Below are 22,092 nucleotides of genomic sequence, written 5' to 3' on the forward strand. Positions count from 1 at the left end.
AAGGAGCTTGCTTCTTCCGTTTCTTTTTGGAGTGAGTCCATGTCTTATCACTGGAACTGGGGCATCCTGCTGAGTCCGGTTTCGACCGGCGAGCCCACCACCTATCTCGGCTGGCTGATTTCCGGCTTCTGGGTGACGATCACCGTGTCGCTCGCGGCCTGGGTGATCGCGCTCGTGGTCGGCTCGTTGTTCGGCATCTTGCGCACGGTCCCGAATCGCACGCTGGCGGGCATCGGCACCGTCTACGTCGCGATCTTCCGCAACATTCCGCTGATCGTGCAGTTCTTCGTCTGGTATCTCGTGATACCGGAATTGCTGCCGCCTTCCATCGGCAACTGGTTCAAGCAACTGCCGCCCACCGCGCAGTTCTTTTCGTCGTCGATCATCTGTCTCGGGCTTTTCACTGGCGCACGCGTGTGCGAGCAGGTGCGCTCGGGCATCAACGCGCTGCCGCGCGGACAGCGCAACGCGGGTCTCGCGATGGGCTTCACGCAATGGCAGACGTATCGCTACGTGCTGATGCCGGTCGCGTACCGCATCATCGTGCCGCCGCTCACGTCCGAGTTCCTCAACGTGTTCAAGAACTCGGCGGTCGCGTCGACCATCGGTCTGCTGGATCTGTCCGCTCAGGCGCGCCAGCTCGTCGATTACACGGCGCAGACGTATGAATCGTTCATCGCGGTGACGATCGCCTACATGCTCATCAACCTCGTCGTGATGCAACTGATGCGCTGGGTCGAGGCGAAGACGCGGTTGCCTGGCTACATCGGAGGCAAATAAATGCATCAGTTCAACTGGAGCGGTGTGCTCGCGTCGTGGCCCACGCTGATGACGGGCGCGAAGATCACGCTGCAGATCACCGTGCTCGCCATCGTGGTCGGCATCATCTGGGGCACGATTCTCGCGCTGTTCCGCCTTTCGGGCGTGAAGCCGCTGCAATGGTTCGCGAGCGCGTACGTGACGCTGTTCCGCTCGATTCCGCTCGTGATGGTGCTGCTGTGGTTCTTCCTGATCGTGCCGCAGCTGTTGCAAAACGTGCTCGGACTGTCGGCCGACATCGACATCCGTCTTGCCTCGGCGATGGTCGCGTTCTCGCTCTTCGAAGCCGCGTACTATTCGGAAATCATCCGCGCCGGCATTCAAGCGGTGCCGCGCGGTCAGGTGAACGCGGCGTTCGCGCTCGGCATGACCTACGGCCAGGCGATGAAGCTCGTCGTGCTGCCGCAGGCCTTCCGCGCGATGGTGCCGCTCTTGCTCACGCAGGCGATCGTCCTGTTTCAGGATACGTCGCTCGTCTACGTCATCAGTCTCGCGGACTTCTTCCGCACGGCGACGAACATCGGGGATCGAGACGGCACGTCCGTCGAAATGGTTCTGTTCGCGGGCGCGTGCTATTTCGTGATTTGCGTGGTGGCGTCGGCGCTCGTCAAAAGTCTTCAGAAAAAGGTCGCAAGATGATCTCTATCAAGAATGTTTCCAAGTGGTACGGGCAGTTCCAGGTGCTCACCGACTGCACGACCGAAGTGAAGAAGGGCGAGGTCGTCGTGGTGTGCGGCCCGTCGGGTTCGGGCAAGTCGACGCTCATCAAGACCGTGAACGGCCTGGAGCCGTTCCAGAAGGGCGAAATCACGATCAACGGCCAGTCGCTGACGGACAAGAAGACGAATCTGTCGAAGCTGCGTTCGAAGGTCGGCATGGTGTTCCAGCACTTCGAGCTGTTTCCGCATCTGACGATCACGCAGAACCTGACGCTCGCGCAGATCAAGGTGCTCGGCCGTTCGAGCGACGAAGCCACGCAGAAGGGCATGAAGCTGCTGGATCGCGTCGGCCTGCGCGCGCATGCGGACAAGTTTCCGGGCCAGTTGTCCGGCGGTCAGCAGCAGCGCGTGGCGATTGCGCGCGCGCTGTCGATGGACCCGATCGCGATGCTCTTCGACGAGCCGACGTCCGCGCTCGATCCGGAGATGATCAACGAAGTGCTCGACGTGATGGTCGAACTCGCGCAGGAAGGCATGACCATGATGTGCGTGACGCACGAAATGGGCTTTGCGAAGAAGGTGGCGAATCGCGTGATCTTCATGGATCGCGGGCTCATCGTCGAGGACGACCAGAAGGAAGCGTTCTTCGCGAATCCGAAGTCGGATCGTGCGAAGGATTTCCTCGCGAAGATCCTGCACTGAGTCTCGGCTCGGCAAAGCAAAACGGCGCTTCCGAAAAGAAGCGCCGTTTTTTATTCGATCCCGAGTTCCGATTCCATCGCCGCTGTCGTCCGTATCTCGTCGATCTTCAGCGCGGATCCGATGCACGCCTTCGCGAGCGGCTCGGCCGCTTTCCTCGCCACTTCCTCCGGCACCGGAATATTCGTCGCGCGGGCGAGATCGCCGCACTGGAACATCGCGAGATCGCCGGGGGCGAAGCGCGTCCAGATTTCGTTGTCGGTGAGCGGCGACGTCGCGATCACGGCGACGCGGTCTTCCGGCGTCGTGTACTTGGCGAAATCGATCGACATGTCGGCATCGATCAGATGCGCGGTCGAGAACGGCCAGCTACGCACCAGGTAGTACAAATGCGTCGAGCAGTGCGAGAAGAGCGCCTGCCCGTTCGACATCAGAAAGTTGAAGACGCCGTATTGCGTGATGTCGCGGGTGAGTTCGGCGAGCGCGTCGAACAGTTCGTCGAGCGGCGGCTGCGAGCACGGAAACGCGCGCCGCAAGCCTTGCAGGAGCGCGCAGAAGGCAAGCTCGCTGTCCGTCGTGCCGACCGGCTGATATACGCCGGTGAGTTCGGGTGCGTGGCCTTTGAGGTCGCCGTTGTGCGCGAAGATCCAGTGCCGGCCCCACAGTTCGCGCATGAACGGATGGCAGTTCTCGAGCAGGATATGCCCCTGCGTCGCCTTGCGGATATGCGCGATCGTGTTCTTCGACTTGATCGGATAGCGCTTCACCATGTCCGCGAGCGGCGAACTGGCGGACGACTGATGATCGATGAAAAGCCGGCACGCCTTGTCCTCGAAAAACGCGATGCCCCAGCCGTCGGCATGATGATCGGTGACGCCGCCGCGCGCCGCGAAACCGGTGAACGAGAACGTCACGTCGGTCGGTTCGGCGCAGTTCATTCCGAGAAGTTGGCACATGATGCTGAGGCGGTCGGCTTTTGGCCTGTTGTTACAATACGTCCGACAAGCATATCACCGAGACCGAATCGAAAAAAACGCGCAAACGCTCGTCGATGCGCGCGTTGTGGAAATTCCACGGCGATTTTTTCCGGTCCTTGCGTGGACTTGCGCCATTCCAACGTTCCCCGTCATCTCGCCATGTCCGCTACTTCATCCTCGCCCAATTCGCTCACGATCGCGCGTCCCGACGACTGGCATCTGCACGTGCGCGACGGCGCGACGCTCGCGGCCGTCCTGCCGCACACGGCGCGCCAGTTCGGCCGCGCAATCATCATGCCGAATCTGAAGCCGCCCGTGACGACGACGGAAATGGCCGCGGCCTATCGCGAGCGCATTCTGGCGGCGCTTCCGAAGGGCGCGCGCTTCGAGCCGTTGATGACGCTCTATCTCACCGACAACACGCCGCCCGACGAAATCCGCCGCGCGAAGGAAAGCGGCTTCGTGCATGGCGTGAAGCTGTATCCGGCGGGCGCGACGACCAATTCCGACGCAGGCGTGACGGATCTGCTCGGCAAATGTGCGAAAACGCTCGAAGCGATGCAGGAAGTCGGCATGCCCTTGCTGACTCACGGCGAAGTGACCGATAGCGACATCGACGTGTTCGATCGCGAGAAAGTGTTCATCGACCGCGTGATGACGCCGCTGCGCCGCGATTTTCCCGCGCTGAAAGTCGTGTTCGAGCACATCACGACGAAGGACGCCGCCGATTACGTGCGCGACGCGGACGGCGAGATCGGCGCGACGATCACCGCGCATCACCTGCTGTACAACCGCAACATCATGCTGGTCGGCGGCATGCGTCCGCATTACTACTGCCTGCCGGTGCTGAAGCGCGAGACGCATCGCGTGGCGCTCGTCGAAGCGGCGACGTCGGGCAATCCGCGCTTTTTCCTCGGCACGGACAGCGCGCCGCATCCGAAGGGCTTGAAGGAGCACGCGTGCGGTTGCGCGGGTTGCTACACGGCGCTGCACGCGCTCGAACTCTATGCGGAAACCTTCGACAAAGCCGGCGCGCTCGACAAGCTCGAAGGCTTCGCGAGCTTCCACGGCGCGGACTTCTACGGTCTGCCGCGCAGCAAGGAATCGGTGACGATCGAGCGCGGTTCGTGGACGTTGCCCGCCGAATTCACCGCCGGCGATTCGACCGTCGTGCCGCTGCGTGGCGGCGAATCGATCGGCTGGCGTTTCGTGGACGCGCAGTAAGCACGCCGACGTGAGCGCGGGTTTCGCCGATATCGACTGGGCGCGGCCTTGGCTCGCGTCCATCGAAGCGCGCGGCAGGCGCTGGCAGACGGCGGCGCTCGCGGGTTACGACAACTATCTCGCGACATTGAACGACGACGCCACGGCCGCCGCGCAGGTCACGGGCCGCGGCAAGCCGCTTGCATTCATCGCGCAGGAAGCGCTGCCTTCGGGTGCGTCGTACGAAGGTCACATCGCGCAGACCGGCTGCGTGCCGACGCGCCACAATCTCCACGATTTCTTCAACGCCTCGATGTGGTTCGCGTATCCGCGCATCAAGGCGGCGCTCAACGCGCGGCAGGCCGAGCAGATCGATACGCTCGGCATCGGACCGACGCGCGGCGGCGTGCGCGACGCGCTCACGCTCTTCGATGAAAACGCGGCGTTCTTCGCCTGCGCCGATGCATCGCTTGGACGCGCGCTGCGCGGTTTCGGCTGGCGCACGCTCTTCGTCGGCGAGCGCGCGGCGTGGGGCACGCGCTGCGAGGCGCGCATTTTCGGGCACGCGTTGCTGGAAAAGCTCGTCGCGCCGTACAAGGCGTGTACGGGGCACGCGTGGATCGTCGATGTTCCCGCCGACTATTTTTCGCTCGACGATGCCGCGCGCCGCGCGTTCATCGACGGATGCGTGTCCGAACGGCTGAACGCCGCGCCGATCGACAGCCGCGCGTTCGCGCCGCTGCCGGTGCTGGGCGTGCCGGGCTGGTGGGACGCGAATGCATCGCCCGATTTCTACGACGACGTTTCCGTCTTTCGACCGGGCCGCCGATCGCGCGGATGCTAAAATGACGAGTTGCAAAGCGGGCCAGGCAATCGCGGCCTCCGAGGTGAAAGCCGAAGAGGGCGAGGAAAGTCCGGACTCCACAGGGCAGGGTGATGGCTAACGGCCATCCGTGGCGACACGCGGAACAGGGCAACAGAAAGCAAACCGCCGATGGCTCCGGGCGCAAGTCCGGAGATCAGGTAAGGGTGAAACGGTGCGGTAAGAGCGCACCGCGGACGTCGCGAGACGTTCCGGCACGGTAACCTCCACCCGGAGCAATTCCAAATAGGCAGGCGCGCATCTTCGCGATGCAGGACGGGGCCCCCGTTCGTCTGCGGGTAGGAAGCTTGAGCGCGTCAGTAATGACGCGTCTAGAGGAATGATTGCCACGCGCGTCGCTTTCGGGCGGCGCGTGCACAGAATCCGGCTTATCGGCCCGCTTTGTCGTCATTCAAAAGAGAAGAGCCGGCGTCTCGCGACGTCGGCTCTTTTCGTTTTTGCTTCCGATGAAACTTACGCTTCGACGATCTCGAACGAATGCGTCAGCTCCGCCGATTTCGCCAGCATGATCGACGCGGAGCAATATTTGTCGTGCGACAGGTTGATCGCGCGCTCGACGGTCGCCGGGTTCAGGTTCTTGCCCGTCACGGTGAAGTGAAAGTGGATCTTCGTGAAGACTTTCGGGTCTTCGCTCGCGCGGTCGGCCTTCAGCGTGACCGAGCAGCCCTGGATTTCCTGACGGCTCTTTTTCAGGATCATCACGACGTCGTAGGCGGTGCATCCGCCGGTGCCGAGCAGCACCATTTCCATCGGGCGCGGCGCGAGATTGCGGCCGCCGCCTTCCGGTGCGCCGTCCATGTTTACGAGATGGCCGCTTCCCGTTTCGGCGGCGAAGGCCATGCCGTCTTGTCCCATCCAGCTAACTTTGCATTCCATGCTCAGGCTCCAGCTGTTCAGCGCGTCGTTACAGAGGCTACATTGTAGCGGTTCGGAATTTTTCCACCGGTCGCTGCTTACGAGCATCTACCGGTTGACGAAGCGTAAATCGGCGCGGCGATTCTGATGCTGGCCGTGAGCGCGCCAGTCGAGGACGGGCTCTAAAGGCTCATCGCGACGGCGTCCAAGCAGTCGCGGCCCGTAAACATCTGAAAATAAAGGGCTTCGGGGGACCTGTCCATTGTGCTCAGATTCCATATTATGAAATCGTCTTCCACAATGCAAATCTTCTTGCTTTGCAGCATGACCGTGCCTATACTCGTTCCTGTCTCCTCCACCTCCTCCTTTGGTGGATTAAGCCCGAGCCAAGCTGCTCGGGCTTTTTTTCGTCCTCGCGCCTGTCGAAGCATTCTTTTGACGCGGCGACCAAATTCCCTTTATAATTCAAAGTTCTCTTCGCCACACGCCCGCGGAGAGAGGCTTGTGAGAGCCTGCACGCGCCCGGTTTCGACCTGAGCGCACTCATATAAGCAGGGCCGAACAAGACACAGTTCAAGGGCAGATCAATTTTTTGGATCGATCATGAAGACGTTTTCCGCAAAAGCCGAAGAGGTGACGCGCGAATGGTACGTGATTGACGCGACGGATAAGGTTCTCGGCCGTGTCGCCAGCGAAGTGGCACGCCGTCTTCGCGGCAAGCACAAGCCTGAATTCACTCCGCACGTCGACACCGGTGATTTCATCATCGTCGTCAATGCCGGCAAGTTGAAGGTCACCGGCAACAAGACCACGGACAAGAAGTACTATCGTCACTCGGGCTACCCGGGCGGCATCTACGAAACGACGTTCGGCAAGATGCAAGAGCGTTTCCCGGGCCGCGCGCTCGAGAAGGCTGTCAAGGGCATGCTTCCGAAGGGTCCGCTCGGCTACGCGATGATCAAGAAGCTGAAGGTCTACGCCGAAGCAACGCATCCGCATACGGCTCAACAGCCTAAAGCGCTCGAGATCTAAGGGGAGCCCACATGATCGGTAACTGGAACTACGGTACGGGCCGCCGCAAGAGCGCCGTCGCTCGTGTCTTCATCAAGTCGGGCAAGGGCGAAATCATCGTCAATGGCAAGCCCATCGCCGACTACTTCTCGCGTGAAACGTCGCTGATGATCGTGCGCCAGCCGCTCGAACTCACGAACCACGCCACCACGTTCGACATCAAGGTCAACGTCAACGGTGGCGGCGAGACGGGTCAAGCCGGTGCGGTTCGCCACGGCATCACCCGCGCGCTGATGGACTACGACGCTACGCTCAAGTCGCAACTGTCGAACGCAGGCTTCGTCACGCGTGACGCGCGTGAAGTGGAACGTAAGAAGGTCGGTTTCCACAAGGCACGCCGCCGCAAGCAGTTCTCGAAGCGTTAAGCGCTTCTTGCCGGACGGGTTCCGGCGAAGCTGCAAAAGCCGCCCGCACGCCCTGTGCAGGCGGCTTTTTTCGTTTTGGCGCGTTTGGGCTGGACCATGTCGAATTTTCATATAGCCCATTGATTCCATGGACATTCGGCACGATATTGAGATCAGCCCTACAATAGCGGCTAGAAGCTTAATTGGAGAATTCGAATGAGCGCTGTCAGCGACACCCCCACGACCGAAATGCCGATGCCGTTCGTCTTCACCGACGCGGCCGCGGAAAAGGTCAAGTCATTGATCGATGAAGAAGGCAATCCGGATCTGAAGCTGCGCGTGTTCGTGCAAGGCGGCGGCTGCTCGGGTTTCCAGTACGGTTTCACGTTCGACGAAGAAGTGAACGAAGACGACACCGTCATGGACAAGGCTGGCGTGCAGTTGCTCGTCGATTCGATGAGCTATCAGTATCTCGTCGGTGCGGAGATCGACTATAAGGACGACATCAACGGCGCCCAGTTCGTCATCAAGAATCCGAACGCCACGACGACTTGCGGTTGCGGTTCGTCGTTCTCGGTCTAAGCGTGCATTTCTGACGCTGAAGAAAACGGAGCCTCAGCGGCTCCGTTTTTTGTTAACGCGGATAAATCGCGCCGAGCACGCGCTCGCCCGCCGCGCCGGTCACCGCGGGCAGATTGCCCGGCTCGCGCGCGACACAGCGCATCGCGAGCCACGCGAAAGCAAGCGCTTCCACTTGTTGCGGCGGCACGCCGAGCGCCTCGGTCGTCATCACGGGAACGCCTGCGATTTTGCTGTCTTCGAGCGCCTGCTGGAGCATCTTCATCAACACAGGATTGCGTGCGCCGCCGCCGCACACGTACACGGCGCGCGTGTCCGGCGCGTGTCGCGCGATCTCGCGCGCGACGGTCGTCGCGGTGAGGGCCGTGAGCGTCGCCTGGACATCGGCGGGAGCGAGGTTCGCGAAGGCTGCGAGCTTCGCGTCCATCCACGCCGGATTGAACAGATCGCGCCCTGTGCTCTTCGGCGGCGCGAGGTCGAAAAACGGTTCGTCGAGCAGCGCGTCGAGAAGCGATTGATCGATTCGGCCTTTGGCTGCGAACTGCCCGCCGTCGTCATAGGCGCGCTGTGTGTGGCGCAAAGCCCATTCGTCGATCAGCGCGTTGGCCGGGCCGCAATCGAAGCCGCGCACGTCTCCGTTCGCCGCGAGAATCGTGATGTTGCTGATGCCGCCGAGGTTGCACACGACGCGCGTCTCGTTCTTTTCGCCGAACACGGTCGTGTGGAACGCCGGCACGAGCGGCGCGCCCTGGCCGCCCGCGGCGACATCGCGGCTGCGGAAATCGGCGACCACGTCGATGCTGGTCATCTCAGCGAGCAACGCCGGATTGTTGATCTGCCGTGTGTAGCCTTTGTCAGGCCGATGCCGCACCGTCTGGCCGTGCACGCCGATCGCGCGCACCTTCGTCGCCGAGCATCCGCTCATGCTCTGCAGTTCGTGGCAGCAGACGGCATAGCGTGTCGCGAGCGCATTCGCGGCGAGCGCTTCGCGTTCGAGTTCGTTGTCGCCGGGCGACTGCAATTCGAACAGCGCATCGCGCAAGCCTTTGGAAAAGGAGACATGCGCCTCGCCGAGCACGACGGGCGGCTTGCCCGTCGCGAACTGAACCGCGACACCATCGACGCCGTCCATGCTGGTTCCGGACATCAAACCGAAGTACACGCCGTCCGCCTTGCCGGTTTCGATTGCTTCGGTTTTCTTTCCCACGCTGATCTCCTCGTCGATGCCGATGTTGCCAATCAGCGGCGATTATCCGCGTTACGGGGCGAATCGTTAAGACGCGATTCCACACTCCTGAGCGCCGAATGCCGCGCAAAACCGCGCGATCAGACACGAAAGGGCGCGAATGCCCGCGTCATCGCGTAAAATCGTGAGCCTGAACAAGCAATTGCGCGCGATTTCGTCATTTTCCGCGCCCCACTTCTCGACGCGGCATCTGCGCAGGCCACGCCACCGCATCGCCGGTCATCGAACCCTTTTGACTTCACAAGCCGCAAGCATGACCACTGATTCCAACGCGCCCAGCTTCCCGATCACCGAAGATGTCAAAAGCGCGCTCGCCATCGCCAAGCGCGGCTGCGACGAACTGCTGATCGAAGACGAATTCGCGCAGAAGCTCGCGCGAAGCGCCGCGACGGGCAAGCCGCTGCGTATCAAGCTCGGCCTCGATCCGACCGCGCCCGACATTCACATCGGCCATACGGTCGTGCTGAACAAGATGCGCCAGTTGCAGGATCTCGGCCACCAGGTCATTTTTCTGATCGGCGATTTCACGTCGCTGATCGGCGATCCGTCTGGCCGCAACGCGACGCGCCCGCCGCTCACGCGCGAGCAGATCGAGATGAACGCGAAGACGTACTTCGAGCAGGCGGCGCTCGTGCTGGATCGCGAAAAGACCGAAATCCGCTACAACAGCGAATGGTCGATGCCGCTCGGCGCCGACGGCATGATCAAGCTCGCATCGCGCTACACGGTCGCGCGCATTCTTGAGCGCGAGGACTTCACGAAGCGCTTCCAGGGCGGCGTGCCCATTTCGATCCACGAATTCCTCTATCCGCTGATGCAGGGCTACGATTCGGTCGCGCTCAACGCGGATCTCGAACTCGGCGGCACGGACCAGAAGTTCAATCTGCTCGTCGGCCGCGAGTTGCAGAAGCAGTACGGCCAGGAACAGCAGTGCATTCTGACGATGCCGCTGCTCGAAGGTCTCGACGGCGTCGAAAAGATGTCGAAGTCGAAGAACAACTACGTCGGCATCAGCGAGAAGCCGACCGAGATGTTCGGCAAGCTGATGAGCATTTCGGACGTGCTCATGTGGCGTTACTTCGAACTGCTGTCATTCCGCCCGATGAGCGAAATCGAAGGCTACAAGCGCGAAGCCGAAGGCGGCCGCAATCCGCGCGACTTCAAGGTGATGCTGGCGCAGGAAATCGTCGCGCGCTTTCACTCGCCGGCGGATGCCGAGCGGGCGCTCGAAGACTTCAATCATCGCGCAAAGGGCGGCGTGCCCGACGACATTCCGACGGTCACGCTCGCAGGCGCGCCGGTCGCGATCGGCCAGCTGCTCAAGCAGGCGGGACTCGTGCCGTCGACGAGCGAAGCGCTGCGCAACATCGAGCAGGGCGGCGTGAAGATCGACGGCGCGACGGTCTCCGACAAGGGGCTGAAGGTCGAAGCGGGCGAGTTCGTCGTGCAGGTGGGCAAGCGCCGCTTCGCGCGCGTCACGCTGACGGCGTAAGCCGATGATCGCGCTCATTCAGCGTGTGAAGCGCGCCGATGTGCGCGTGGGCGAGCGTGTGACCGGCGCGATCGACGCGGGCCTGCTCGCGCTGGTCTGCGCCGAGCGCGGCGACAGCGAAGCCGCCGCCGACAAGCTGCTCGCGAAGATGCTCGGCTACCGCGTGTTCAGCGATGCAGCGGGCAAGATGAATCTCTCGGTGCAAGGCGTTGCCGGCGGCTTGCTGCTCGTCTCGCAGTTCACGCTTGCCGCCGACACGAACAGCGGCTTGCGCCCGAGCTTCACGCCCGCCGCGCCGCCCGACGAAGGCAAGCGGCTCTTCGATTATTTCGTGACGCAAGCGCGCGCGAAGCATCCCGTCGTCGAAACGGGCGAGTTCGGCGCGGAAATGCAGGTGTCGCTCGTGAACGACGGGCCAGTCACTTTCTGGCTTCAGGTACGACCATGACGACTCAGGTTCTCTTTATTCGACACGGCGAAACCGACTGGAACCGCATCAAGCGCATTCAAGGGCATATCGACATCCCGTTGTCCGAACATGGCTTTCTGCAGGCGGAACAGCTCGGCCGGCGTCTGGCGCACGACGGGCGCATCGACGCGGTCTATTCGAGCGATCTGCAACGCGCGCAGCAGACGGCGCGTCCGTTCGCGGATGCGCTCGGGCTCGACGTGCGGTTATCGGAGAACTTGCGCGAGCGTTTCTATGGCGCGTTCCAAGGCCACGACAGCGACGAGATCAACGACAAGTTTCCCGCCGAATATATCGAATGGCAGACGCGCGACCCCGGCTTCTCGCCACCCGGCGACGGTGAATCGCAGCGCGTGTTTTATCACCGCATCGTGCATGCGATGGAACCGATCGTCGCGGCGCACGCGGGCGGGCGCATCGCGGTCGTCGCGCATGGCGGCGTGCTCGATTGTGTGTACAGGTTCGCGATGAACCTGCCGTTGCAGGAGCCGCGCAACTGGCCGCTGCTCAATTGCAGCGTGAACGTGGTGGACTATGCCGATGGCGGCGCGAAGGTCGCGTCGTGGGGCGATATCGCGCATCTGTCGACGGACACGGACGACGACAATCTGCGCAAGCGGGCCTAGCCGTTGTTCGTATCCCAAAGATCCCGAATCGGCCCCGCATCCGGCGCAGCAAGACCGAAGTGCCGATACGTGAGCATCGTCGCGACCCGTCCGCGTGGCGTGCGCTGCAAAAAGCCCTGCTGAATCAGATACGGCTCCAGCACGTCCTCGATCGTGTCGCGCTCCTCGCCGATAGCCGCAGCGAGGTTATCCACGCCGACCGGCCCGCCATCGAACTTGTGCAGGATGGCTTCGAGCAGCTTGCGGTCCATCAGATCGAAGCCGACGGGATCGACGTCGAGCATTTTCAGCGCTTTGTCGGCGACGTCGGCGGTGATCATGCCGTTCGCCTTTACTTCGGCGTAATCGCGCACGCGGCGCAGCAGCCGGTTCGCGATACGCGGCGTGCCGCGCGAGCGCTTTGCGATTTCCAGCGCGCCTTCCGGCACGATCTCCGCCTTCAACAACGACGCGGATCGCGACACGATGCGCGCCAGTTCGCTCGCGTTATAGAACTCCAGCCGCGACACGATGCCGAAGCGGTCGCGCAGCGGGTTCGTCAGCATGCCCGCGCGCGTGGTCGCGCCGACTAGCGTGAACGGCTGCAGATCCAGTTTCACGCTGCGTGCGGCCGGCCCTTCGCCGATCATGATGTCGATCTGATAATCCTCGAGCGCCGGATACAGGATTTCCTCGACGACCGGCGAAAGCCGATGAATTTCGTCGATGAACAGCACGTCGTTCGCTTCGAGATTCGTGAGCAGCGCGGCGAGATCGCCCGCGCGCTCGAGCACCGGTCCCGACGTCTGCCGCAGATTCACGCCCATTTCCCGCGCGATGATGTGCGCGAGCGTCGTCTTGCCGAGACCCGGCGGCCCGAACAGCAGCACGTGATCGAGCGCTTCGGAACGGCGCTTCGCCGCCTCGATGAAGATTTCGAGCTGGCCGCGCGCCTTTTCCTGCCCGATGTATTCATCGAGCTTGTGCGGACGCAGTGCGCGCTCGAACGCTTCTTCGTTCGGCGAGACGGGCGAGGCCGAGATGACGCGTTCGGCGGCGAGTTTGTCGGTTTCGATCATCTTTCGATTGTACAGCGAGCTTTTGCGCGACGAAGCTGGCCGAATGGCCTAGGCTATCAGCCCTTCGAAAGCGCCTTCAACGCCAGCTTGATGCCCTCGGACACGCCCGTTCCGGCCGGCACGTTCTTGACCGCGGCGAGCGCTTCCTTCTCCGAATAGCCGAGCGCGAGCAGTGCGTTGAGAATGTCGGACGCGTGATCGGACTGCGAAACCGTGCCCGCGATCGCGCCGAGATCCGCGCCGAGCTTGCCTTTCAGTTCGAGCAGCAGGCGCTCCGCCGTCTTCTTGCCGATGCCCGGCACGCGCGTGAGGCGCGCGGCGTCCTGCGTCGTCACGGTTTGCGAGAGTTCGTGCACGCTCATGCCCGAAAGCACCGCGAGCGCCATGCGCGCGCCGATCCCGCTGATCTTCAGCAACTCGCGGAACGTCGAACGCTCCTGCGCGGTGAGAAAACCGTACAGCAGATGCGCGTCCTCGCGCACGATCAACTGCGTGAGCAGCACGACCTTCTCGCCGGCATTCGGCAGGTTGTAGAACGTGCTCATCGGCACGTCGATTTCGTAGCCGACGCCGTTGCAATCGACGAGCAAATGCGGCGGATTTTTTTCCAGCAGAACGCCGGCGATGCGACCGATCATGTTTGGTATTCGTAGAGGAAATTAGCCGATGAGACGACCGCGCCGCACGCGCAAGCCCTTCTTGGCCAGCCCCGGCGCGATGCCGCCCAGGGCCGCGAGGCCGGTGCCGCCGTGCGCGTGACAGATCGCCATGCCGAGCGCATCGGCGGCGTCGGTGCCGGGCACGCCGGAAAGCGACAGCAGACGCACGACCATCTGCTGCATCTGTTCCTTGGTCGCGCGTCCGTAGCCGACGACCGCCTGCTTCAGTTGCAGCGCCGTGTATTCGGCAACCGGCACGCCGCTCGCGACGAGCCCGCAGATGGCCGCGCCGCGCGCCTGCCCGAGGAGCAGCGTCGATTGCGGATTCACGTTGACGAAGACTTTTTCGATCGCCGCCTGATCCGGATTGTGCTGCGCGATGAGCGTCGAGATGCCGCTGAAAATGGTGTTGAGGCGCGAAGGCAGATCCGCCTCGGCCGTCTTGATGACGCCGCTCGTCACGTAGTTGAGCGTGTGCCCCGTCTTCTCGATGATGCCGAAGCCCGTCACGCGCAGGCCGGGGTCGATGCCAAGGATTCTCATTCGTTCGCGTTTCGCGGCTCGTTGAAACTAAAAAGGCCTGTTTGCGCCGTTCGAAGCGCAAACAGGCCAATCTTAAATGAAGCGGCCGCGATCAATGGCGGAAATGACGCGTGCCCGTGAAAATCATCGTGATGTTGTGCTCGTCGGCGGCGGCGATCACTTCGTCATCGCGCATCGATCCGCCTGGCTGGATCACGCAGGTGGCGCCCGCGTTCACGACGACATCGAGGCCGTCGCGGAACGGGAAGAACGCATCCGATGCCACCGCCGAGCCGTTCAGCGTCAGGCCGGCGTTCTGCGCCTTGATGCCCGCGATGCGCGCCGAATCCACGCGGCTCATCTGGCCTGCGCCGACGCCCATCGTCATGCCGTTCGCGCAGAACACGATCGCGTTTGACTTCACGAACTTCGCGACGCGCCACGCGAACATCAGATCGTCCATTTCCTTCGGCGTCGGATGACGCTTCGTCACGACGCGCAATTCGTGCGGCTGCACGTTCTTCGCATCGAGCGATTGCACGAGCAGACCGCCGCCGACGCGCTTCAGATCGAACGCGTTGTGGCCGTCGCCGAGCGCGATCTGCAAGAGACGCACGTTCTGCTTCGCCGCGAACACGGCGCGCGCCGCCTCGCTGAACGACGGCGCGATCAGCACTTCGACGAACTGCTTCGCGACAGCCTGCGCCGCCGCTTCGTCCACTTCACGATTGAACGCGATGATGCCGCCGAACGCCGAAGTCGGGTCCGTCTGGAACGCCTTCGAATACGCTTCGGCCGCATTCGCGCCGAGCGCCACGCCGCACGGATTCGCGTGCTTGATGATGACGCACGCCGGCGCGTCGAACGTCTTCACGCACTCCCACGCGGCGTCCGAATCGGCGATGTTGTTGTACGACAGTTCCTTGCCCTGCAACTGCTCGTAGTTCGCGAGCGCGCCGGCCGGCACGCTCAGATCGCGATAAAAGGCCGCGTTCTGATGCGGATTCTCGCCGTAACGCAAATCCTGCACTTTCTCGAACGCGAGATTGAACGTCGCCGGATACGTATTGCGGCTCGAATGCTGCAGCTCTTCGGTCAGGCTCGTCAGATAGTTCGTGATCGCGCCGTCGTACTGCGCGGTGTGCGCGAAGACTTTCGTCGCGAGACGGAAATTCGTCTTGTAGCCGACGTTGTTGCCGTTTGCGCGCATCTCGTCGAGGACGGCGGAGTAATCGGCCGGATCGACGACGACCGTCACGTCGCGATGATTCTTCGCCGCCGAGCGCAGCATCGTCGGACCGCCGATGTCGATGTTCTCGATCGCGTCTTCCAGCGAGCACTCTTCCTTCGAGACCGTCTGCACGAACGGATACAGATTCACCACCAGCAGATCGATGGTCGGAATGTCGTGCTTTTCCAGCGCGGCCATGTGCTCGGGCAGGTCGCGGCGCGCGAGAATGCCGCCGTGAACCTTCGGATGCAGCGTCTTCACGCGCCCGTCGAGCATTTCCGGAAAGCCGGTGTAATCGGCGACTTCGGTCACGGGCAGGCCCGCGTCGGCGAGCAGTTTCGCCGTGCCGCCGGTCGAGAGGAGCTTGACGCCAAGCGCCGACAGCGATTTGGCGAAATCGACGATGCCGGATTTGTCGGAAACGGAGAGGAGCGCTTGCTTGATCATGATGAACACTGAAACCGAAAAGGGAAACCAGGCCGGACCAAGGCGCGCGCCTCAGTCCGATGAATCAAATCAATCCGTGCTGCTGAAGCTTCTTGCGTAAGGTGTTGCGGTTGATGCCGAGATACTCGGCCGCGAGCGATTGGTTTCCGCCCGCCTGCTCGAGCACCACTTCGAGCATCGGTTTTTCCACGCACGAAATCACCATGTCGTACACGTCGTGCGGGTTGGAGCCGTCCAGGTCCTGAAAATAGTTGTCGAGGCTCTGGCGGACGCATTGTTCGATGTTATGTCTGCTCATGCGGCAATCAGTCGGTCTGTCGTGTTGTTGAGCCCGCCGCACGATTCTTCCCCGTCCGCGTCCTCGGCGTCACCGGCCTCGTCCACATAGACGAGACGGTCCGACAACGCCTTTTGCGCGTCAAAGAATTCGTTGACAGCGAGCAATTGTTCTTTGGTCGTGTCCAGCGTATTCATCCGGTGCCGGAAGGTGTTGGCGCCGGAAAGGCCGCGAGTGTACCAGCCGATATGCTTGCGCGCAGTCCGAACGCCCGTGAATTCCCCATAAAAGGCGTAGTGATCTTCGAGGTGCTCGTTCATCACCTGCTGGATCTCGTCGATGCGCGGCGGCGGCAGGCGCTCGCCGGTATTCAGAAAGTGTTCGATCTCGCGAAAGAGCCACGGACGGCCCTGCGCCGCGCGGCCGATCATGATGGCGTCGGCGTGCGTGGCGGCGAGCACGTCGCGGGCTTTTTCGGGCGTGGTGATGTCGCCGTTCGCGACCACCGGAATCTTCACCGACGCCTTCACTGCCGCGATGGTTTCGTACTCCGCGTCGCCCTTGTAGAGATCGGCGCGCGTGCGGCCGTGGACGGTGAGCATCGAAATGCCGGCTTCCTGCGCGATCCGCGCGATGGTCAGCGCGTTCTTGTTCTCGCGATTCCAGCCCGTGCGAATCTTGAGCGTGACCGGCACCGCGTCCGGCCCCACGCCGACCGCCTGGACGACGGCCTCCACGATGTGCGCGACCAGCGGCTCGTTCTGCAGCAGCGCGGAACCCGCGGCCACGTTGCAGACCTTCTTCGCCGGGCAGCCCATATTGATGTCGATGATCTGCGCGCCGTTCGCGACGTTGTGGCGCGCGGCCTCGGCGAGCATCTGCGGATCCGCGCCCGCGATCTGCACGGAAATCGGCTCGACCTCGCCCGCATGGTTGGCGCGGCGCATGGTCTTCTCGCTCTTCCACAACTGCGCGTTCGACGCGACCATCTCCGACACCGCGTAGCCCGCGCCCATGCGCTTGCAGAGCTGCCGGAACGGGCGGTCGGTGACGCCTGCCATCGGTGCGACGAACAGGTTATTGCGCAGGACGTGTGAACCGATTGTGGGCATGAAGGCTAAACGATCCGCGCTGTCGGTGCCGGCGAGAAGCCGCGTCAGGCGGATGCAACGTTGCTGAAGGGGAAACAGCTATTTTAACGCGAAGAGCGTGCTGAAATTAAGAGCAATCGCGTGCAAGTCATTAAATCTTCTATGAAAGAACGGCCGGCCATAGAGGATAAGTTCCCGGACTTCGCCTGGACGATTGCCCTTTTTTCGTGCTCGATCAGCGCCTTTGACCGAACATCATCTGACGGGCGAGGGCCGTTTTTACCGGCGGAAGGAATTCGAGAGCGGTCAGCGCGAGGCCGCGCATCGCCGCAAACGGCGGGAAATCGACCGTGAAGATGCGCGCGAGCGTATCGGTGGCGCCGATCGTCAGGCGCCGGTCCAGCGCACGGCGCTGCGCGAAACGGGCGAGCGCGAGCGGCCGGGGACCGTCGGCGGACAGCGCGTCGGTGAGCGCGAGCGCGTCGCGCAGGCCGAGATTCAGGCCCTGTCCGGCAACCGGATGCAGCGTCTGCGCGGCATTGCCGATCGCGACGGTGCGCCGGTCGACGAGCACGTCGAGCGCGGTCAGCCCGAGCGGAAACGCCGCGCGTGACGCGATGCGCGTGAAACGGCCCATGCGCGTGCCGAACGCAGCGCCGAGTTCGGCGAGGAAAGTGTCGTCGTCGAGCTGCATGCGGCGCGCGGCTTCGTCGGGCGAGCAGCACCAGACGAGCGAATAATCCGCGTGACGCTGGCCGCCGCACGGCAAAAGCGCGATCGGCCCTTCCGGCGTGAAGCGCTCCCACGCGACATTCGCGCGCGGATCGGACACGCTTACCGTGCCCACGATGGCCGTTTGCCCGTAATCGCGCGCGCGGCGCTCATCGGATGACTCGCCTTTCTGATAAAGACCGCCTTCCGCGTTCACGAGCACTCTCACGCGGACGGAGCGCTCGCCTTGCGCCGATTGCAGCGGCAAGGTGACGCCGTCGTTGTCCTGCAGCGGCGCGAGCGCGGACGTGTCGGTGAGCCAGTCGACCTTCGTTGCGCGCACCGCATCGGCGAGCGCGCCGACGAGCGAACCGTAGCGCACCACGTAGCCCAGTTCGGGCAACTCGTGCTCGTCGTGCTCGATCAACGTGCGGCCGAAATGCCCGCGCTGCGAGACATGGATGCGGCGGATCGGCGTGGCATCGCCCGGAAAGCCGAGCGGCTGCAGCATCACGCGGCTTCCGTGCGAAAGCGCGAGCGCACGCGGATCGTTGGCGGCGGCTGCGGGCGTGCGCGCATCGATCAGCGCGATGGACAGCCGTGACGTCGCGCTGCGCCGGGCAAGCCAGCCGGCGAGCGCGAGCCCGACCGGCCCCGCGCCGACGATGGCGATGTCGTAATCGAAATGCGGTTCGATGCCTTGAACGTCGCTCATGGTCAATTTGCGTTTGATTCGCGCATCAGCGCTTCGATTTCGTCGGCGGCGACGGGCACTTCGCGCGTGAGCAACTCGCAGCCGTTTTCGGTGACGATGGCGTCGTCCTCGATGCGAATGCCGATATTCCAATATTGTTCCGGCACGTCTTCGGCGGCGCGCACGTAGAGACCCGGCTCGATCGTGAGCGCCATGCCGGGCGCGAGCGCGCGCCATGGTCGTGCGCCTTGCTCGTCGAGCGGGCCGTCGGCTTCGCGGTATTCGCCCGCGTCGTGCACGTCCATGCCGATCCAGTGTCCCGTGCGATGCATATAGAAGCGCGCGTAGGCACGTTGCGCGAGGACGTCGTCGACGCTGCCGAACTTCGCCTTGTCGAGGATGCTGGTATCGAGCAAGCCTTGCGACAGCACTTTCAACGCAGCCTGATGCGGCGCGTCGAAGCTGACGCCGGCGCGTGTGGCATCGATGGCCGCGGCTTGCGCGGCGAGCACGATTTCGTACAGTTCGCGCTGCGCCGGAGTGAAACGGCCGCTAGCGGGGAACGTGCGCGTGATGTCGGATGCGTAGCCGTCCAGTTCGCACGCGGCGTCGATGAGAATCAGGTCGCCGTCGCGCGCGATCGCGTTGCCAGCCGGATAGTGCAGCACGCAGGCGTTCGCGCCCGCCGCGACGATCGATCCATACGCCGGCGACTGCGCGCCGTGGCGGCGGAACGTGTACAGCAATTCGGCTTCGATTTCGTACTCGCGCATGCCCGGGCGGCACGCGCGCATCGCGCGACGGTGCGCTTCGGCGGAGATCGATGCCGCGCGGCGCATGATCGAGATTTCGTGCGCGTCTTTCACGAGCCGCATCTCGTCGAGAACCGGCAGCAGGTTCTCCGCGCGGGCGGGAGCGCGCACGCCGGTGCGGCTTTGCGCGCGCACGGCGGCGAGCCAGGCGCGCACCCGGGCATCCAGTTCCGCCGATGTGCCGAGCGCGTAGTGAAGCGCGGGCTTGTCTGCGATCAGGCGCGGCATCTCCTGGTCGATCGAATCGATGGCAAACGCGGCGTCGAAGCCGAAAGCGTCGCGCGCGGCGTCGGGGCCGAAGCGGAAGCCTTCCCAGGTTTCGCGCTCCGCGTTCTTCTCGCGACAAAAAAGGATCGACACGGGCTCGCCGTCCTGCGCGCTCGCGTTCAGCACGAGCGTCGCTTCGGGTTCGTTGAAGCCCGTCAGATAGTAGAAGTAGCTGTCGTGACGAAAAGGGTAGTCCGTGTCGCGGTTGCGCAGGACTTCCGGCGCGGTCGGCACGATGGCGACGCCGCCGCCGCGTGCACGCAACGCGGCGAGCACGCGCTCGCGACGCGCACGGTAAATGTCGACGGCGATGGGGCTGGCGAGTTCGGTCGTTGAGTTCATGCGCCGATTGTAGCGCCGGCTTCACGATGCGCGCACTCGGCCATTCGACATAGGCCAAAACGACGGCGACGCGTGAATTTGCCTATGCCATTCGGCCTAGTGGCGCGGCGAGTGACCGCGCCGCATACTCATTCGCCAGCGGGACGATTGCGCACGCTGCCCGCGATCAGATCGAAGCGAAACAGGCGGCATTCGAGCGCGCCGTTGAAAAGCGGCGTTTTCGTCGATTCGCGCAGCCGCAGCAAGCCCGGCAACTTGCGGTCGGACGTGAGCACGTAGGCGCGCCATCCCGGAAAGCGCTGTTTGAGCGCGTTGCCGAAGGAGACGAAGAACTCGGTGTCGGCCGGATCGGGTTGCGCGCGGGCGAAGGCGTCCTCGTCTTCGCGGCGGGAGCGCGCCGTATCGCGAATTTCGCCGCGCGGGCCGCGTCCGCGCACTTCGATACGCTCGCCGTACGGCGGATTCGCGATCAGAATGCCGGGCGCGTCGGTCGGCGGGACCATATTGCGGGCATCGACTTGCTTGAGCGAAAGGTCGGTGATGCCCGCGCGGGTCAGGTTCGCGCGCGCTTTTTCGAGCATATCGCCGGAAATGTCGCTGCCGAAGATGCTCAACTCGGCTTGCGACGCACGCGCGGCGCGGCGTTGTTCGAGCGCGGCCGTCTTGAGCTTCTGCCACATGCCGGGATGGAACGGCTTCAGCTTTTCGAAGCCGAAGCGCCGATCGTTGCCCGGCGCGATGTTGAGCGCCGTTTGTGCGGCTTCGGCGAGGAAGGTGCCGCTGCCGCACATCGGGTCGAAGAGCGGCGTGCCGGGCGTCCATCCGGTCAGGCGCAGAATGCCCGCGGCGAGATTCTCGCGCAGCGGCGCGGCGCCCTTGTCCAGGCGCCAGCCGCGTTTGAAGAGCGGCTCGCCGGAGGTATCGAGATAGAGCGTGCACTCGTTCAGCGTGAGGAACGCGAACACGCGGACGTCGGGCTGGGCGGTGTCGATGCTCGGCCGCGCGCCGGCCACGTCGCGCAGGCGATCGCAGACGGCGTCCTTCACGCGCAGCGTCGTGAATTCGAGGCTTTTCACCGGCGATTTGATTGCGGTGAGATCGACGCGCATCGTCTGGCTGGGCGTGAACCATTGCTCCCAGCGCTGACGATGCGTGAGTTCGTAGATGTCTTGCTCGTTGCGATAGGGGCCTTGCGCGACTTTGAGAAGCACGCGGCTCGCGATGCGCGAATGCAGATTCGCCGCCATGCCCGCGACCCAGCCGCCCCGAAAGTGCACGCCGCCGGGCACTTGCGTGCCGACGATCAGCGATCCGCCGCCGGAAAGGGGCGCGTCGGCCACGTGCCTTTCCCCGATCTCCGCCAACTCGGCGGCAAGCGGTGCTTCGAGACCGCGCGGGCAGGGGACGAACCAGTCGAAGAGGGGGGAGGCCATGTGGTGCTTGATTGAATGTTCAAAGAACGTATTGTACGCGGGCAAAGGGAGCCGGTCAGACCGTACAGGTCGGGCGGCGCGGCTTGGTTGAAGGGGGGCGGCGGTTTGCGGCCGGAAGCGGCTTCTTCTAAACAGCGCAAAAAATCATCGCAAATCGAGCAAGCGCACTCGGACGGGCGTTATGCTCCGAGTTGCTTTTCAAAGGTAATTGCGTGTGAACTACCCAGATCTTCGTCGTCGGGCGTCTGGCCCTTACCGCGATTCACGCGTTCATCGCGCTGCCGAACTACTGTTTGGCGGGATCGCGAAGGCGACGATGCTCCTCGCCCTTCTGTGTGTTGTGGCGCTGGCAATCGTAGGCGGTGAAGTGCCGGACGTTGTAAGCGGGTCCACGATCCGAAGGCGGCGCTCGATCTATGTGCTCTTGCTGGCGATCGGCGTCGCGCTCGGGGTTTTCGTTTGGCTGATTCTGCGCCGTTCACGTTGAGCGCTACGCTTCAGAAGCGCAAGTGGGGGGGGGGGGGGGGGGGGGGGGGGGGGCGGGGGGGGGGGGGGCGGGGGGGGCGGGGGCGGGGCCCCCGGCCCTATCCGATCCCCACCAAACCACCTCCCCCCCCCCCCACACA

At 63.4% G+C, this 22,092-nt stretch carries 23 protein-coding genes and 1 other RNA gene; 12 read left to right on the forward strand and 12 right to left on the reverse strand.

Annotated elements, in window-relative coordinates; genetic code table 11:
• Positions 1–39 precede the first annotated feature (39 nt).
• From NCR93_RS01965 to NCR93_RS01975, 3 genes are read left to right on the forward strand one after another with little or no spacing between them, the layout of a single operon-like run.
• A complete protein-coding gene (locus NCR93_RS01965) occupies positions 40–780 on the forward strand; it encodes an amino acid ABC transporter permease (protein ID WP_008351587.1) in 741 nt (246 codons plus the stop codon).
• Entirely contained in the window at positions 781–1,458 is a 678-nt protein-coding gene (gene gltK / locus NCR93_RS01970) for a glutamate/aspartate ABC transporter permease GltK (protein WP_008351586.1), read from the forward strand. It begins immediately after the preceding gene.
• On the forward strand, positions 1,455–2,180 hold the full coding sequence (locus NCR93_RS01975; protein WP_033536539.1) for an amino acid ABC transporter ATP-binding protein: 726 nt from the start codon (positions 1,455–1,457) through the stop codon (positions 2,178–2,180). The genes gltK and NCR93_RS01975 overlap by 4 nt, the downstream gene beginning before the upstream one ends.
• Before the next feature lie 50 nt (positions 2,181–2,230).
• Here the strand turns inward: NCR93_RS01975 and NCR93_RS01980 are convergent, their stop codons facing one another.
• On the reverse strand, positions 2,231–3,133 hold the full coding sequence (locus NCR93_RS01980; protein ID WP_075583487.1) for a class II glutamine amidotransferase: 903 nt from the start codon (positions 3,131–3,133) through the stop codon (positions 2,231–2,233).
• Between the two features lie 180 nt (positions 3,134–3,313).
• On the opposite strand from NCR93_RS01980, the gene pyrC reads away from it, so the two are divergent.
• From pyrC to rnpB, 3 genes are all read left to right on the forward strand, one after another.
• Positions 3,314–4,378 (forward strand): dihydroorotase, encoded by a 1,065-nt coding sequence (gene pyrC, locus NCR93_RS01985; protein ID WP_175979792.1) that lies wholly within the window; start codon positions 3,314–3,316, stop codon positions 4,376–4,378.
• Positions 4,379–4,388: 10 nt separating this feature from the next.
• Positions 4,389–5,201, forward strand: a complete 813-nt coding sequence (locus tag NCR93_RS01990) for a DUF3025 domain-containing protein (protein ID WP_250481457.1) — start codon at positions 4,389–4,391, stop codon at positions 5,199–5,201.
• A 13-nt stretch (positions 5,202–5,214) separates the two neighbouring features.
• Positions 5,215–5,627, forward strand: an RNA gene (gene rnpB, locus NCR93_RS01995) — RNase P RNA component class A.
• Between the two features lie 66 nt (positions 5,628–5,693).
• Here rnpB and NCR93_RS02000 read toward each other — a convergent pair.
• On the reverse strand, positions 5,694–6,116 hold the full coding sequence (locus NCR93_RS02000) for an OsmC family protein (protein WP_014190403.1): 423 nt from the start codon (positions 6,114–6,116) through the stop codon (positions 5,694–5,696).
• A gap of 582 nt (positions 6,117–6,698) precedes the next feature.
• Here NCR93_RS02000 and rplM point away from each other — a divergent pair.
• The 3 genes from rplM (at position 6,699) to erpA (ending at position 8,092) form a co-directional block, all read left to right on the forward strand.
• On the forward strand, positions 6,699–7,127 hold the full coding sequence (rplM, locus tag NCR93_RS02005; RefSeq protein ID WP_008351572.1) for a 50S ribosomal protein L13: 429 nt from the start codon (positions 6,699–6,701) through the stop codon (positions 7,125–7,127).
• Between the two features lie 11 nt (positions 7,128–7,138).
• Positions 7,139–7,531, forward strand: a complete 393-nt coding sequence (gene rpsI, locus NCR93_RS02010) for a 30S ribosomal protein S9 (protein WP_008351569.1) — start codon at positions 7,139–7,141, stop codon at positions 7,529–7,531.
• A gap of 195 nt (positions 7,532–7,726) precedes the next feature.
• Complete coding sequence (gene erpA / locus NCR93_RS02015; RefSeq protein ID WP_008351567.1) at positions 7,727–8,092, forward strand: iron-sulfur cluster insertion protein ErpA; 366 nt, start codon at positions 7,727–7,729, stop codon at positions 8,090–8,092.
• A 52-nt stretch (positions 8,093–8,144) separates the two neighbouring features.
• Here erpA and NCR93_RS02020 read toward each other — a convergent pair whose 3' ends face one another.
• Positions 8,145–9,275, reverse strand: a complete 1,131-nt coding sequence (locus NCR93_RS02020) for an anhydro-N-acetylmuramic acid kinase (protein ID WP_033536581.1) — start codon at positions 9,273–9,275, stop codon at positions 8,145–8,147.
• Between the two features lie 313 nt (positions 9,276–9,588).
• Between NCR93_RS02020 and tyrS the strand changes: the two genes are divergently transcribed.
• From tyrS to NCR93_RS02035, 3 genes are read left to right on the forward strand one after another with little or no spacing between them, the layout of a single operon-like run.
• A complete protein-coding gene (gene tyrS, locus NCR93_RS02025) occupies positions 9,589–10,827 on the forward strand; it encodes a tyrosine--tRNA ligase (protein WP_008351563.1) in 1,239 nt (412 codons plus the stop codon).
• A 4-nt stretch (positions 10,828–10,831) separates the two neighbouring features.
• Positions 10,832–11,275, forward strand: a complete 444-nt coding sequence (gene dtd, locus NCR93_RS02030; RefSeq protein ID WP_008351561.1) for a D-aminoacyl-tRNA deacylase — start codon at positions 10,832–10,834, stop codon at positions 11,273–11,275.
• Entirely contained in the window at positions 11,272–11,922 is a 651-nt protein-coding gene (locus NCR93_RS02035) for a histidine phosphatase family protein (RefSeq protein ID WP_034470613.1), read from the forward strand. The genes dtd and NCR93_RS02035 overlap by 4 nt, the downstream gene beginning before the upstream one ends.
• On the opposite strand, the gene ruvB is transcribed toward NCR93_RS02035, so the two are convergent.
• From ruvB to NCR93_RS02080, 9 genes are all read right to left on the reverse strand, one after another.
• Entirely contained in the window at positions 11,919–12,980 is a 1,062-nt protein-coding gene (gene ruvB, locus NCR93_RS02040; protein WP_008351556.1) for a Holliday junction branch migration DNA helicase RuvB, read from the reverse strand. The genes NCR93_RS02035 and ruvB overlap by 4 nt on opposite strands.
• 56 nt (positions 12,981–13,036) lie before the next feature.
• Entirely contained in the window at positions 13,037–13,618 is a 582-nt protein-coding gene (gene ruvA, locus NCR93_RS02045) for a Holliday junction branch migration protein RuvA (protein WP_008351554.1), read from the reverse strand.
• A 21-nt stretch (positions 13,619–13,639) separates the two neighbouring features.
• Entirely contained in the window at positions 13,640–14,182 is a 543-nt protein-coding gene (gene ruvC / locus NCR93_RS02050; RefSeq protein ID WP_008351552.1) for a crossover junction endodeoxyribonuclease RuvC, read from the reverse strand.
• 91 nt (positions 14,183–14,273) lie between these two features.
• A complete protein-coding gene (gene purH / locus NCR93_RS02055) occupies positions 14,274–15,839 on the reverse strand; it encodes a bifunctional phosphoribosylaminoimidazolecarboxamide formyltransferase/IMP cyclohydrolase (RefSeq protein WP_250518047.1) in 1,566 nt (521 codons plus the stop codon).
• Positions 15,840–15,903: 64 nt separating this feature from the next.
• The gene (locus NCR93_RS02060; RefSeq protein ID WP_008351548.1) at positions 15,904–16,137 is read right to left on the reverse strand and encodes a Fis family transcriptional regulator; all 234 of its coding nucleotides are present in this window, start codon (positions 16,135–16,137) and stop codon (positions 15,904–15,906) included.
• Positions 16,134–17,228, reverse strand: coding sequence for a tRNA dihydrouridine synthase DusB (dusB, locus tag NCR93_RS02065; RefSeq protein ID WP_250532145.1), 1,095 nt, complete (start codon positions 17,226–17,228; stop codon positions 16,134–16,136). The genes NCR93_RS02060 and dusB overlap by 4 nt, the downstream gene beginning before the upstream one ends.
• A gap of 214 nt (positions 17,229–17,442) precedes the next feature.
• A complete protein-coding gene (locus NCR93_RS02070; RefSeq protein ID WP_250481458.1) occupies positions 17,443–18,633 on the reverse strand; it encodes a UbiH/UbiF/VisC/COQ6 family ubiquinone biosynthesis hydroxylase in 1,191 nt (396 codons plus the stop codon).
• Between the two features lie 2 nt (positions 18,634–18,635).
• Entirely contained in the window at positions 18,636–20,033 is a 1,398-nt protein-coding gene (locus NCR93_RS02075) for an aminopeptidase P N-terminal domain-containing protein (RefSeq protein ID WP_250532146.1), read from the reverse strand.
• A gap of 128 nt (positions 20,034–20,161) precedes the next feature.
• The gene (locus NCR93_RS02080) at positions 20,162–21,466 is read right to left on the reverse strand and encodes a THUMP domain-containing class I SAM-dependent RNA methyltransferase (RefSeq protein ID WP_033536536.1); all 1,305 of its coding nucleotides are present in this window, start codon (positions 21,464–21,466) and stop codon (positions 20,162–20,164) included.
• Positions 21,467–22,092 lie beyond the last annotated feature (626 nt).

Source organism: Caballeronia sp. ATUFL_F1_KS39 (assembly GCF_023630985.1).
Lineage (GTDB): Bacteria > Pseudomonadota > Gammaproteobacteria > Burkholderiales > Burkholderiaceae > Caballeronia > Caballeronia zhejiangensis.

Coding starts and splice junctions, on each gene's coding strand:
- NCR93_RS02035 (WP_034470613.1), top strand. CDS start 11,272: ATGACGACTCAGGTTCTCTTTATTCGACACGGCGAAACCGACTGGAAC.
- rplM (WP_008351572.1), top strand. CDS start 6,699: ATGAAGACGTTTTCCGCAAAAGCCGAAGAGGTGACGCGCGAATGGTAC.
- NCR93_RS01975 (WP_033536539.1), top strand. CDS start 1,455: ATGATCTCTATCAAGAATGTTTCCAAGTGGTACGGGCAGTTCCAGGTG.
- gltK (WP_008351586.1), top strand. CDS start 781: ATGCATCAGTTCAACTGGAGCGGTGTGCTCGCGTCGTGGCCCACGCTG.
- NCR93_RS02070 (WP_250481458.1), bottom strand. CDS start 18,633: ATGAGCGACGTTCAAGGCATCGAACCGCATTTCGATTACGACATCGCC.
- NCR93_RS02060 (WP_008351548.1), bottom strand. CDS start 16,137: ATGAGCAGACATAACATCGAACAATGCGTCCGCCAGAGCCTCGACAAC.
- dtd (WP_008351561.1), top strand. CDS start 10,832: ATGATCGCGCTCATTCAGCGTGTGAAGCGCGCCGATGTGCGCGTGGGC.
- erpA (WP_008351567.1), top strand. CDS start 7,727: ATGAGCGCTGTCAGCGACACCCCCACGACCGAAATGCCGATGCCGTTC.
- NCR93_RS01980 (WP_075583487.1), bottom strand. CDS start 3,133: ATGTGCCAACTTCTCGGAATGAACTGCGCCGAACCGACCGACGTGACG.
- pyrC (WP_175979792.1), top strand. CDS start 3,314: ATGTCCGCTACTTCATCCTCGCCCAATTCGCTCACGATCGCGCGTCCC.
- NCR93_RS02075 (WP_250532146.1), bottom strand. CDS start 20,033: ATGAACTCAACGACCGAACTCGCCAGCCCCATCGCCGTCGACATTTAC.
- ruvB (WP_008351556.1), bottom strand. CDS start 12,980: ATGATCGAAACCGACAAACTCGCCGCCGAACGCGTCATCTCGGCCTCG.
- NCR93_RS02000 (WP_014190403.1), bottom strand. CDS start 6,116: ATGGAATGCAAAGTTAGCTGGATGGGACAAGACGGCATGGCCTTCGCC.
- NCR93_RS02080 (WP_033536536.1), bottom strand. CDS start 21,466: ATGGCCTCCCCCCTCTTCGACTGGTTCGTCCCCTGCCCGCGCGGTCTC.
- purH (WP_250518047.1), bottom strand. CDS start 15,839: ATGATCAAGCAAGCGCTCCTCTCCGTTTCCGACAAATCCGGCATCGTC.
- tyrS (WP_008351563.1), top strand. CDS start 9,589: ATGACCACTGATTCCAACGCGCCCAGCTTCCCGATCACCGAAGATGTC.
- NCR93_RS01965 (WP_008351587.1), top strand. CDS start 40: ATGTCTTATCACTGGAACTGGGGCATCCTGCTGAGTCCGGTTTCGACC.
- dusB (WP_250532145.1), bottom strand. CDS start 17,228: ATGCCCACAATCGGTTCACACGTCCTGCGCAATAACCTGTTCGTCGCA.
- rpsI (WP_008351569.1), top strand. CDS start 7,139: ATGATCGGTAACTGGAACTACGGTACGGGCCGCCGCAAGAGCGCCGTC.
- ruvC (WP_008351552.1), bottom strand. CDS start 14,182: ATGAGAATCCTTGGCATCGACCCCGGCCTGCGCGTGACGGGCTTCGGC.
- ruvA (WP_008351554.1), bottom strand. CDS start 13,618: ATGATCGGTCGCATCGCCGGCGTTCTGCTGGAAAAAAATCCGCCGCAT.